Here is a 12,295-nt window from a genome sequence, read left to right as displayed (position 1 = left end):
CCCTAGCCTTTTTCATAACGCACTCGATTACCCTATGAAAAAATCCATCATCGCCTGCGCCGTGCAACAACCCTGCAATCGCGGCAGAGACGCCAATCTGGCCTATTCCATCAGCCAAATCGAAGCCGCCGCCCAACAAAATGCCGATCTGGTGGTGTTGCCGGAACTGCATCTGGACCATTATTTCTGCCAAAGCGAAGATACCGACTGCTTCGACATGGCCCAGGCCGTTCCCGGTCCAAGCTGCGAAACCCTCGGCCAAGTGGCCGCCGACAACCGCGTGGTCATCGTCTCGACCATATTCGAAAAACGCGCGCCTGGCCTTTACCACAATACGGCGGTGGTGTTCGACAAGGACGGCGGCATCGCCGGCACTTTCCGCAAAATGCACATCCCCGACGATCCGGGATTTTACGAGAAGTTTTATTTCACCCCCGGCGACCTGGGTTTTAAACCGATTGAAACTTCAATAGGTAAATTGGGTGTGTTGATATGCTGGGATCAATGGTATCCGGAAGCCGCCCGCCTGATGGCCTTGGCCGGCGCGGACGTATTGATTTATCCCACCGCCATAGGCTGGAATCCGGACGACGACGCGGCCGAAAAACAGCGCCAGCTGGACGCCTGGATTACCGTACAACGCGGCCACGCCGTCGCCAATGGCCTACCGTTGATCGCCTGCAACCGCATCGGCTACGAAGCCGCGCCGAGCCAAGCCAGCGGCATCCAGTTCTGGGGCAACAGCTTCATCGCCGGCCCGCAAGGCGAATATCTCGCCCATGTCGACGACCGGCAAGACACGCTGTTACTGGCCACGCTCGATCCCAAACGCAGCGAAGACGTGCGCCGAATCTGGCCGTTTTTGCGCGACAGGCGCATCGATGCCTACGGCGAACTGGTGAAACGCTATATAGATTAACTGTAAATTCATTTGTCACTAAACCAATCGTCATACTTGATGAACCTTATATACTGGAAATAACCATGATTGAATTAGTGTGGATAGGCAGCGCCTATCTGATGGGACTGATAGCCAGCCGCTTGCTGTTTCCGCCGCTGGTGGGTTATCTCATTGCCGGTTACGCTCTGCATGCCTCGGGTTTCACGACCTTCACGGCCATACCGCATATTGCCGATATCGGTATCGAATTGTTGTTGTTTACGGTGGGACTCAAAATCAAACCGCGCTCGTTAATTCGAAGCGAGGTTTTAAGTGTCGGCGGCTGGCATTTACTGATAGTCACCGCCGTTTCCGCGTTGATGTTTTTCTGGCTGGGCAAACAAATTACCGGCGGCTTGGTGCTGGGCGTCAGTCTGGCGTTCTCCAGTACCGTGCTGGCCATCAAGGTGCTGGAAGACAACGGCGAACTGTCTTCGTTTCACGGCCGGGATGTGCTGAGTATCCTGATCCTGCAAGACATGATCGCCATCGCCTTGCTGGCCTTTACCGACGGCCACCAACCCACGCCGTGGGCGCTGGAATTGTTGGCCATTCCTTTCCTCCGTCCTATCGCCTATCGTTTACTGGAGGCCAGCCGTAACGCGGAATTGCGCCTGCTGCTGGGCGTGACCATGGCCTTGGCCGGCGGCGTGTTCGCGGATTACTTGGGTATTTCGGCGGACATCGGGGCTTTGTTAACCGGCATCATGCTGGGCGGACACAGCAAAACCGAAGACATCGCCCATAAACTCTGGAGCCTGAAAGAACTGTTTCTGGTAGCGTTTTTCCTGCAAATCGGCTTGAACGATTTACCCACTCAGCAGCAGGCACTGACGGCTTTGTCCCTGTTGGCCTGGCTACCGCTGCAAGGCGGATTGTTTTTTTTCCTGTTCATCATGGCCGGACTGCGGGCCCGTACCGCGTTTGTGTCGTCGCTGGCATTGACCACCTACAGCGAGTTTGCCTTGATCACCACCGAATCGGTGGTGAACTCCGGTCTGCTGGGGCCGGAGTGGCAACCCATCATCAGCTTGGCGGTGGCCGGCTCATTGGCCATCGCCGCACCTTTGAATCGCTATTCACACCTAATATTTAACAAGTTAGAGCCGTTACTCATACGCTTCGAACGCAAAAAACGGCAACAACATTTCGGCCGTATCCCTGAATCGCTAGGCGCAACCGAATGGCTGGTAGTAGGCATGGGACGCACAGGCGTATCGGCCTATATGGCGCTGCATGCAAAACATAAGCGCGTCGTGGGCTTAGATGCCGACCCTACGGTTGTGGAAATCCAACTCGCAAAAAATCGCCGCGTAATTTACGGTGATTCTGTCGATACCGAATTATGGAGCGGGTTACCGCTGAATAAAATTAAAGGTGTAATTTTGACTTTACCTGATTTTGACCTCAGATTTTCCGCGATCCAGCAACTGAAACATCGTGGATTTAAAGGCAAAATCGGCACTATTTGTTATTACAGCGACGAACAAGTAGAATTGCAACGCCTAGGCGCCGACTTTGTAGTTCATCCGTTATACGAAGCTGGCAACCGAATGGCCGATCACATGCTGAATTTAGATAAATAATCACATACCGCAAATCGACTGGTGTCAAAACTTTATTGATAGCCATCATGCTAAGCATCAAACGTTTTTTCAAATTAATCATTAGCAGTTGTTTCGATCTGTTGCCGATTCTAGTCGTAGTGTTGGTTTTTCAATTGCTGGTCATTCACCAGCCCATTCCGAACGTTGCCGATTTGATAATCGGCTCCTTGTTTGTGGTGCTCGGTTTAACCTTTTTCATGCTGGGCCTGGAACAGAGTCTATTTCCCATCGGCGAATCCATGGCTAACGCCTTTGCCCGTAAAGGGAGCGTATTCTGGTTATTGCTGTTTGCATTTTGCTTAGGGTTTGGCTCTGCCGTGGCCGAGCCCTCTTTGATCGCTGTTGCCCAAAAAGCCGCCGATATCGCTGGTGCCGCGCATTTCATTGAAAATAGTCCACGAGCAAAATCCGACTATGCATTGACGCTACGCCTGACCGTAGCTACTGCCGTGGGCATGGCCATTGTAATTGGCGTACTACGCATCCTGATAGGCTGGCCGCTGCACTATTTCATAATCAGCGGCTACTTCATCGTGACTGTATTGGCACCTTTCGCGCCGGCCGAAATTGTCGGCATTGCGTTTGATTCCGGGGGTGTGGCCACCACTACCATTACGGTACCTCTAGTCACCGCCCTGGGTATTGGCTTAGCCAATTCCATCAAGGGCCGCAATCCGATAACGGAAGGCTTCGGGTTGATTGCCTTTGCTTCTTTATTGCCGATGATATTCGTCATGGCATTTGGAATAGTGACGTGATGCAGTGGTTTGAACAGTTTCTGGCTGCATTTCTGGAAACAGGTCGTAATGTCATGCCCATTGTCATCATCATCTTCTTCTTTCAACTACTGGTGATTCGTAAACCCTTGCCGCATCCGGGCCGAACATTGTTGGGATTTATCAATATCCTGATCGGCATCACTTTCTTCCTGGACGGCTTGAAAATAGCCTTATTTCCCCTGGGCGAACTAATGGCAACCCAATTAACCGCACCGGCGTTTCTGAATATTCCCGATAGCACAGCGGCTATCGATTGGCGCAATTACGGCTGGGTTTACCTATTCGGTGCCTGCATCGGCTTCGCCACTACCCTGGCGGAACCTTCATTACTGGCCGTGGCCATCAAAGCCGAAGAAATTTCCAGCAAATCCATCAATGCCTGGGGCTTACGTATCGCGGTAGCACTGGGGGTTGCGCTTGCAATCGCAGTAGGTACTTTCAGAATCGTCACGGGCACGCAGCTGTATTACTACATAGTTGCTGCCTATGCCATAATTGCCATCCAAACAGTGTTTGCACCTAAATTGATGATTGGACTTGCCCTTGATGTGGGCGGCGTCACCACCTCCACCGTTACAGTACCCATCGTGACCGCGCTGGGCCTGAGTCTGGCGACCACCCTTCAAGGCCGCGATCCATTGCTGGATGGCTTTGGTTTAATTTCCCTGGCCACGTTGTTTCCCGGCATCAGCGTGCTGGCATATGCTCAACTCGCCGAATGGCGCCGCAAAAAACGCAATTCAAACCACACGTGAGGATTACCATGCGCTTCAAATTGATCATAGCATTTGTCGACGACACCAAAACCGAGTTGGTGCTGGATACCGCCCGTAAAAGCGGCGCCAAGGGCGCCACGGTGATTACCCAGGCTCGCGGCGAGGGCATCAAGCAATCCAAGACATTCTTCGGCCTGACGCTGGATGTGCAGCGCGATGTTTTATTATTTTTGGTGGAAGAGCATTTGAGCCGCTATATATTGGAAAAAATCGCCAAGGCCGGCGAATTCGATACCCAACCGGGTTCGGGTATCGCTTTTAAGATCGATGTGGAAGACGCCATAGGCGTGATGCATCAAGTCGAACAACTTACTCAAGAACTGGAAGATGAAATATGATCGATAGCGCCAAAACCATACGTGTCAGAGATATCATGAGAACCGATTTCGCCCGCATTCATGGCTCCGAAACGGTTAAAGACGCGCTGATTAAAATGAAATCCCATAAAACCTCGGTGTTGGTGGTAGAAAAACGCCATGAATTCGACGATTACGGCCTGATAACCAGCGGAGACATTGCCCGCCACGTGTTGGCGAAAGACAGAGCGCCGGACCGGGTCAATGTCTATGAAATCATGACCTGCCCGGTGATCCAGGTGAATCCCGACATGGATATTCGGCATTGTTCGCGCCTGTTTTCAAACTATAACCTAGTCCGCGCGCCCGTCGTCGAAAACGGCAGCGTGATCGGCATGGTCAGCCCCAACGCATTGGTATTGGATGGCATGTATAAGAATTTATAACATTCTGGCGACTGCTCCCCAGCCGGAATCCAGCGTATTCCGACCCAAAACAGTCGCCTGTTCCGATGAATCGCCGCAAGTGCGTCATTGGAGAACAAGGGCCGAGAATGGTCTGAGGGAAATCCCTGAATAATCCGGCCATCCAATTACACTGAAAGTCATGGTGGGAGCGACGCGTAATCACGATTTGCAAGGCCAGCATCGCGACCGTGCGTTACTCTTACTCGATTGCCTTCCCTAACCAGGGGCGGCGCCCCGCCTTCATCAGCGTTACTGTGTCTCGCAGGCCGGAAGCCGTTGCCGATGATTATTTGACTCTGGTTTACACATCAACTTAGACTGAGTTTGAGCAAATATTACTTTAACCTTTTGGGGAGCGCGCGGCATGGCTGAGAATAAAAACACACAAAGCAATCGAGTCGACACCATAGGCGGCAATGATACTCTCACCGTCGGAGGTTCTCGCAATGCCTCTATTGGCAGCAATGACAATCTAACAGTGGGGGTTGGCCGTAACGTCGCTGTCGGAGCTAACGATACACTTTCGGTGGGATCCGGACGTAATGTCAACGTGGGCAATAGTGATACGCTGACGGTCGGTGGCGGACTGAATGTTAATGTCGGCAGTAATGCCAATTTGACGGTTAATTTCAACCAATCCGTAACTGTTGGTAAAGACGCCGCCCTCTCAGTCACTGCTAATGGTAAATTGAATATCGGTAAAAGCCTGCGGATAGTGGCGGGCGATTCAATTGAATTAGTGGTCGGCAATGCAAAATTGATAATGAAAAAAGATGGTTCTATATTGCTGAGCGGTCATGATATTACGATTAACGGTAGCGGTAATATCAACGTCAAAGCTAGTAAGGATGTGGCAATCAAGGGAAGTAAAATTTTACAAAACTAAGGCTGAAGTCAAGCAGGTCTAAGATGCATACCCTAGACCCAAGACTCGACAACGGGGCGATTAGGGCAAGTGCCGAAGTTGGCCGGAAGGATTAATCGGCTCATGTAAAATCAGCAACAACGCTTGATGCCGTTCCATTTACGTTGGGTTTCGGCGGCGAAAAACGCCTTGCGGCTCAGGGGCTGCCCTTCCGAGGCGTGCTGCCGCCGCCAATGCTCCAGATAACGTTGATAAGCCGCCTCGCCGTTACAATTTTGCCACGCATTCACAATAAAGGCCGCCGCCGATTTGACCGTCGGTTTCATACTACTCGGAATCGGCGGCGAATTTCACGCACTCGAACATCAGATTGTCCATTTCATCTTCGGTATGCCGCTCGGCATATTGCAGGCCGCATTCGCCTTTTTCCTGAATGTGCTTGATCATGCCGTGAATGGAAACCGATACCCCGGACTCCGGCAAAACGATGGAAATTCTGAGTTCTCCCTGCTCGACCTCGGGATTCAAGGGCTCTTCCAGTTTGATCTTGATCCCCTTGTAACTCATATCCAGCACCACGCCCTCGATGACGATCTCTTGATCGGGCGGCGGCGGATCGATGATGATGTGGGCGGTAAGTCCTTCGGGATTAAAGCGTTTATGAATGCGTTGGTCGGCTTCCACTTTCTGACTCCATGTTGATCATGGTCGTGAGTATAGGCATAAACCCTTGAGCGGTAAAATTTATCTAATGTCTCGGTAGCCTATCGACGGCCGGTCAAATATTCAGTTTGTCCTCGATTTTTTGTTTGTAATTTAAATAATGCAGACTTTGAGCCTGATCCATCTGCTGTATCCCCAATATTTCGCCGGGCGCGTCGACTTCGGTAATATGAAAGGGATAGTCTTCGCGATTTTTTCTAAAACCGAAAATATGGTTTTTTAAACTCTGGTAAGCCCCGGCCTCGGCGAGATCGAATTTGCGTTCGTTACAATACACGACCGGCCCTCGGGAACGATCGACCACGATTCTTACCCGCAAATCCAAGGCGGTATTGCCCGGCTTTACCTCGGTTGGGTGACACGACACCACTCCGGTCGAGTTTTTTTGAATTTCATAGCACTCGATACCGATGTATTCCGGCAATTTGGCCTGCAATTGCAGGGTTTTGATAAATAAGCAGTAGTGAACCAGTATATGTTGCGGATTGGCATTGCTGTGTTGACGCACAAACAATGAACCGTGTTCGTCGATGATATACACCGCCACATGCTTGCTGGTGGCGTGATAAAAAATCTGCAACTTGTCGGGCCGGTTATATTGATATAAAAACGGAATATAGGTTTGCTCCAGCACAAATTCGTCGAAAATCACCGGAGAAAATTGATTATGCGGACTGGATAATTCGTTTAGCAATTGGCTATGGTTTTCCAAAAAATAAAACCCCAACGCATCATTCCGCAATTTAAAACAACAATATCCGCCGCCGGCCGGCAGGATATATCTGCCGGCTTCCCGCCCCCGCCGGGCGGAAAAGCCGGCCAACAAACGATTGAAGATCGTTTCTATCCGTAAGGCAATACTGCGGCCCCGCCCGCGCGTATAACAAACCACTCGCAGGTTTTCGGCCAACATGGGTTTGGCCGTTTCATTGAATATTTCGCTCAGGCAGGTAAACACTCCTTCCAAACCGTTGTAGCGCAGAGATGTCACTTCGCCCCAACTGGAAATCGATATTTTTTGTAGGCCTTGCACAAAACAGTGGCGACTCTCGCCATAACTCAGCGGGTCCGAGCGTTCGCTCATCATGAACTGCTGTTGATTGTCATCGATAGCCAAAACCTCCCCCAGGTTTATGACCAAAAACGACGCTATCCAACGGTTCGGCTGCCTGTAAACATCCAAGCCGGTTTCCTTGTTCGGTAAATGGGTAGACAGAAAGGCTGACAATTCCGTCAACAGCCGATTCAAATCGGCATCGGGAATCTTGCAGCTCCTGGCATGAAAGTGCAGATTGACATCGCGCTTGTATAATCCATTCAGCACCGCCCAACTCAGCAACTCCAGCAATGTTTCGCTTTGCTTGATCGCCAGTTCGGGCCGTACAGGCTGAGGCGGCAGCCTACCGTCGTAAAGACACCAGACCGTCTCCGTATCCGTCAGAGGTATTTCCGCTATTGCCCAGATATCCGGTTTGTTGTAAACCATGGACCGCGTGGTCAATATCTCAATCTTGCCGGGACGCAAATCCAGAAACGCCCTCAACTTGCGACTCAATAATTTTAAGTCGTCATGTTGCTCCGGATGATCGCCGGGGTCGCCGGTAATTTTCAGAATAATGCGCAGACATTGTTGCAGTTGGTCACGGATTACACTGTGTTCCGTGCCGGCTCGTCCGATGTCCCAAAACTTACCCGTGGCCAAGTTTCCCAACAAATTTTCCGGCCAATGCCAACGGCGGGCAATCATCTCCATGAAGTCGTTACGCATCTGGCGGGTTTTGCTATCCGGCAAGCCCGATGATGAGCCGGTAATTTTGATATAAAAACATTCACGAGCCAGATCGAGTCGATGCGTGGAGCCTGCCCGCCGCAAATAGTCGTCGACTTTGTTATAAATCTGCAGGTAAGCATCCAGGGTATCGACACTGAAATCACCCGTGTAAATCGCCTGTTTCATAGACACGCACAACCATTGCGGCTCCGGAAACTCCATCGCATAGCTTTCCATTAAAAACAGTTTCAGCAAAGCCTTGTGGGGCGAATTCAAGGACTTATAGATATGCCACAGCGTGGCGCTGACGAATTCGGCTTGCGGCATGTCTTGCAAACCGCCGAAATCCAATACTTCCTGTTCGGAAATAAACCGGTTTTCCAACAGATGATCCACATAGCCGGCGTAATTTTTTTCCTGCAGCGGCGGCACCAGCCACCATACGGGCACGCGCCCGGCGATATAAACCGAAGTGCGATAAAACTCTTCCAGCAATAGGTAATGTTGAGCCTCGCCGCTGCTTTCGCTGGAAATCGGCGTATTTTCACCTTGCTTGAATTGCTCGCTGTTCACCAGAAAAAAGTGCACTTCCAGCTTTAACGATTCGGCCCATTTTTCCACCAATAGGGACTTTTGCCGCAGTTCCGCCAATTCGGCGCCGGACAAACCTGGCTGATGGCACAGCCAGATATCGATGTCGCTCTCCTTGGAAAAAGCCATGCTACCGACGCTACCCATCAAAAAAAGACTCTGAATCGGATAACTTCTGAGAGCCTTGCGCTTGTAAATAAAGCCCTTGGAAAATTGTCTGGCCGCTTCGACGGCCTGCTTGCCGGGCTGGTAATCCGGAATGCCGGCCGGTGTTTCCAGGGAGACGAACCCCGGCAATAGCGGATGATTTTGGTGAAAAAGCAGCGGCAACAAATGCAAAAAATCGTGCTGGCGCGGTTGCATGAACTCCCGCATACGCAGCAGGCGGCTCTGGTTAAAATACTTAAACCTCTGGGCGATGGCGTGTAAATCCTTTCTGCTGATTTCTTCGCCCGGCGCGCCTAAATGTATGGGAGGAAAACGGGAAGTCAAACTTTATCCTGAGAAATATGCGGGGTTTGCCAGTATAGGAAATCAAACAGGCTTGTGAAAGTTGAGCTGAACAAATCTGCCGTGTTCGTCATCAAAACAGCTGAAACGACTCAAACAGGCATGCGGCACATCGATCTGAAAACTATGCTGGGCCGGAATATTCAACAGTTGCGAATACAAGACCCTGATAACACCCGCGTGAGTCACTACCAACACCGATTGTCCCGCGTGCTTGACTATCAGCGCGTCCCACGCGCACCGAATACGCGCGGCAAAATTCGCGTAAGTCTCGGCATTGGGCGGCGAGTAATCCAGCGGCTGTTTATAGAAAGCGTCTAACGCCCCGGGATTTTCCCGCATGATTTGCTCGGTGCCGAGACCGTCCCAATCGCCGAAATCCATCTCCATCCAGGCCGGTTCGAGGGCAATGTCCGTATGATGATCTCGTCCCCAAGCCAAGGCAAATGCCGAGCAACGCTGTAAGGGGGAACTGACTACGGCCCGCCAATGCAGGCCCCGGCACTGTTGCGACATCTGCCGCCAACCCAATGCGGACAGTGGATCGTCCGTTCTGCCGCGAAAACAGTCCGCTCCATTCACCTCGCCGTGCCGCAACAGATCGACCGTGGTTTTCGTTAATCCGGCTGTGGGCAAGGCGGCAACCGGTCAGGTGTTAAGGGTATCCATCAGATCGATCATAAATTCCATGGCTTCATCGTCGACAATTTGCCAGGCATTGAAACCCAGAGCCTTCAATACTCCGCGGCCTTTTTCGTCAGCCGCCATTTCCAGCAATATCTTTTGCAACTCGTCTCGCCTGTCCCGCAGTTTCGGCCCTATCATTAGGGCGTGATGTATCACGCTGATCTGGCTCCTGACCAATACCCTTAACTGTTTTTTAACCATGGACGACAGATCGTCATAGGCTTCCGCCAGAAAAATACCGACATCCGCCTCACCCTTCAATAAATGCTTGGCCACCAATACATAATTGTCAGTCAGCACTGGCTCAATATTATTCTTGTCCAGGTCCCCGGGCTCCAGCATGATCATGCCCATCAAGCGCACATCGGGATCTTCGGTATAAGCCACCCGGGCGCCGGGCTGCAATTCGGCGACATCGTTTATGGGGCTATTGGCGTTTACGACAATCAAAGCCTCATCGGCGGCTCCCTCGGCTTTTACCAGGGGCAGAAAACCCTTTTCCCTTACCAGCATGGCGGCATCGAACGGATTGGCATAGATCAAATCGATGTTATCGGCTTGTATCGCATCCCTTTGGCTTTGAAAATCGTTGTACATTTCCAAATGGATGGCAAGTTCCGTTTGCTTCTGCAGCCACGTATTGAATATGTACCATCCCGACAAATGATCGGGGGTGAAATCGGGACTGACGGTAAATTGAAATGACATTGGCATCCCCGGTTAAAAAAGTGTTGGGTAGAGTTTGCAGCACTCTTCGATTTTGCTACGGGATGGTTTACGCCTGACCGATGTGTAGCCCACCACTTTACCGGCCCTGACGTTGGGAATCACGGTAGCTTTCACCCAATAAAAACCGCCGTCCTTACGCAAATTTTTTACATAGCCTTGCCATTTTTCGCCGCGTTGAACCGTTTCCCACAGGTCCTTGAACGCCGCCGGCGGCATGTCCGGATGTCTGAGGATGGAATGCGGGGCGCCGATCAATTCATCTTCCCTGTAACCGGACATTTCCACAAAAGAGCGGTTCACGTGGGTAATGATTCCATCCGGATTGGTGGTTGAGACGATCAGTTTGCCATCCGGATAAGGCGTTTCAACTTCGGTGTATAATATTTTTCTTAAAATGGAACCGTACAATTGCAAGCTGACTTCCCGATAGTCGCCTACGATGTCTTCCGGGTTCATATCCGCAATCATGATGCTCTCCCCCACGCAGTTTTTTGACTTACAACATTTCGGCAATGCTTTCCGCCGCCCGTTTGACATCCAGAAAAATCAAACCCAGTTTGGCATTGGGTTTCGCCAGCACGGTCAGCACGGCTTCTTCGCCGGCGTAGGTCATCAGCACATAACCGTGCCCACCCTTGATCAAGACCTGCTCCAAATGACCGCGATTCAATTCTTGCGCGGTCCTGTCGCCCAATGACAACATGGCCGCGCTCATGGCGCCCACCCGATCTTCATCCATGCCGGCAGGCAATACCGAAGCCATCATCAAACCATCGGTGGAAATCACACCGGAAGCCTCGATATCGGCCGAGGTGCCGTTGAGTTCGTTTAAAACCGAAGTCAGCATGTCTGCTTTCATTATCTGTATCCTCTTAACTTAAAATAATCCAAAATCATTCACCTTTTTTGGGGTTGTCTATTTTTGTATAACGAGTGCTTAAAGCCCAGATCAAAGTCACAAACTCGGGCTGATTGAAGTGCGGTATGCCGGCTATGGCAATCACAAAATGATGCCCGCCGATAAACAGCGGCCAAAATCCGATTTGACTGCAACCGAAAGCATCCACGATTGCCCAGGCGTGGCTGGCGATACCCATGTTGCTGACCAACAGGCCGGAGCGGCGTTGATGTACCGTCGCCAAATCCGCGCTTAACGCCGATAATTCTTCCGCCACCTCATGGGCAAATCCGCTACAAGCCAGATAAAACCCCTGGTCGTCCGCCAACAGCACTTTCCCGCTTTCGGATATCCGTGCCAATAAATCCGGCAGCAGGTTCTCCAATGCCCCGGCGGGCGCTTGCAAAACCTCATTGACGCCCTGCACCCAGCCCAGTTTCTGACAATGATGCAAAAGTTCCAGCACCTTGGCCTCATCGTCGCCATCCGCCAATCTTTGGAGTTGCGGTACCGTTAGTGCCGGAGTTTGGGGCTCCTGCAACAATCGTTGCAGGAAACGCTTGGGTTTATCGGCTTCCGGCGCGGCAATCGCCTGAAATGCTCCGGCGGGTGTTGGGTAAAGATATAGGTTTTCAATTAATTTGAATCCGCTCATA

General features: G+C 51.3%; 15 protein-coding genes. 7 read left to right on the top strand and 8 right to left on the bottom strand.

The window, feature by feature from the left end; genetic code table 11:
* The first annotated feature begins 34 nt into the window (after positions 1-34).
* The 7 genes from NP590_RS00970 to NP590_RS00940 all read left to right on the top strand — a co-directional run bounded on the left by NP590_RS00970 (position 35) and on the right by NP590_RS00940 (position 5,751).
* Entirely contained in the window at positions 35-919 is an 885-nt protein-coding gene (locus NP590_RS00970; RefSeq protein WP_256600267.1) for a carbon-nitrogen hydrolase, read from the top strand.
* A gap of 65 nt (positions 920-984) precedes the next feature.
* The gene (locus tag NP590_RS00965) at positions 985-2,526 is read left to right on the top strand and encodes a cation:proton antiporter domain-containing protein (protein WP_256600266.1); all 1,542 of its coding nucleotides are present in this window, start codon (positions 985-987) and stop codon (positions 2,524-2,526) included.
* Positions 2,527-2,573: 47 nt separating this feature from the next.
* Positions 2,574-3,305, top strand: coding sequence for a DUF1538 domain-containing protein (locus NP590_RS00960; protein ID WP_256600265.1), 732 nt, complete (start codon positions 2,574-2,576; stop codon positions 3,303-3,305).
* Positions 3,305-4,081, top strand: a complete 777-nt coding sequence (locus tag NP590_RS00955; protein ID WP_256600264.1) for a DUF1538 domain-containing protein — start codon at positions 3,305-3,307, stop codon at positions 4,079-4,081. Before NP590_RS00960 ends, NP590_RS00955 begins: the two co-directional genes overlap by 1 nt.
* 8 nt (positions 4,082-4,089) lie before the next feature.
* Entirely contained in the window at positions 4,090-4,440 is a 351-nt protein-coding gene (locus NP590_RS00950; protein WP_256600263.1) for a P-II family nitrogen regulator, read from the top strand.
* Positions 4,437-4,844 carry a CBS domain-containing protein gene (locus NP590_RS00945; protein ID WP_256600262.1) on the top strand — a complete coding sequence of 136 codons (408 nt, stop codon included), beginning with the start codon at positions 4,437-4,439 and terminating at the stop codon, positions 4,842-4,844. Before NP590_RS00950 ends, NP590_RS00945 begins: the two co-directional genes overlap by 4 nt.
* A gap of 385 nt (positions 4,845-5,229) precedes the next feature.
* Entirely contained in the window at positions 5,230-5,751 is a 522-nt protein-coding gene (locus NP590_RS00940) for a bacteriophage T4 gp5 trimerization domain-containing protein (protein WP_256600261.1), read from the top strand.
* A gap of 110 nt (positions 5,752-5,861) precedes the next feature.
* Here NP590_RS00940 and NP590_RS00935 read toward each other — a convergent pair whose 3' ends face one another.
* The 8 genes from NP590_RS00935 to NP590_RS00900 form a co-directional block, all read right to left on the bottom strand.
* Positions 5,862-6,056 carry a YbdD/YjiX family protein gene (locus tag NP590_RS00935; protein WP_256600260.1) on the bottom strand — a complete coding sequence of 65 codons (195 nt, stop codon included), beginning with the start codon at positions 6,054-6,056 and terminating at the stop codon, positions 5,862-5,864.
* Between the two features lies 1 nt (position 6,057).
* Positions 6,058-6,414 (bottom strand): PilZ domain-containing protein, encoded by a 357-nt coding sequence (locus tag NP590_RS00930; protein WP_256600259.1) that lies wholly within the window; start codon positions 6,412-6,414, stop codon positions 6,058-6,060.
* A gap of 94 nt (positions 6,415-6,508) precedes the next feature.
* Positions 6,509-9,307 carry a class I adenylate cyclase gene (locus NP590_RS00925; protein WP_256600258.1) on the bottom strand — a complete coding sequence of 933 codons (2,799 nt, stop codon included), beginning with the start codon at positions 9,305-9,307 and terminating at the stop codon, positions 6,509-6,511.
* 42 nt (positions 9,308-9,349) lie between these two features.
* Positions 9,350-9,961: a histidine phosphatase family protein gene (locus NP590_RS00920; protein ID WP_256600257.1), complete on the bottom strand. Its 612-nt coding sequence runs from the start codon at positions 9,959-9,961 to the stop codon at positions 9,350-9,352.
* A 12-nt stretch (positions 9,962-9,973) separates the two neighbouring features.
* Entirely contained in the window at positions 9,974-10,720 is a 747-nt protein-coding gene (locus NP590_RS00915) for a phosphate/phosphite/phosphonate ABC transporter substrate-binding protein (protein ID WP_256600256.1), read from the bottom strand.
* 12 nt (positions 10,721-10,732) lie between these two features.
* Positions 10,733-11,209 (bottom strand): PAS domain-containing protein, encoded by a 477-nt coding sequence (locus tag NP590_RS00910; RefSeq protein ID WP_256600255.1) that lies wholly within the window; start codon positions 11,207-11,209, stop codon positions 10,733-10,735.
* Positions 11,210-11,237: 28 nt separating this feature from the next.
* Entirely contained in the window at positions 11,238-11,600 is a 363-nt protein-coding gene (locus tag NP590_RS00905) for a roadblock/LC7 domain-containing protein (RefSeq protein WP_256600254.1), read from the bottom strand.
* A gap of 34 nt (positions 11,601-11,634) precedes the next feature.
* On the bottom strand, positions 11,635-12,294 hold the full coding sequence (locus NP590_RS00900) for a hypothetical protein (RefSeq protein ID WP_256600253.1): 660 nt from the start codon (positions 12,292-12,294) through the stop codon (positions 11,635-11,637).
* Position 12,295: the final 1 nt, after the last annotated feature.

This window comes from Methylomonas subterranea (assembly GCF_024505185.1).
In the GTDB taxonomy this organism is placed as follows: Bacteria; Pseudomonadota; Gammaproteobacteria; order Methylococcales; family Methylomonadaceae; genus Methylomonas; species Methylomonas subterranea.
This window is presented reverse-complemented; position numbering and strand designations above follow the sequence as displayed.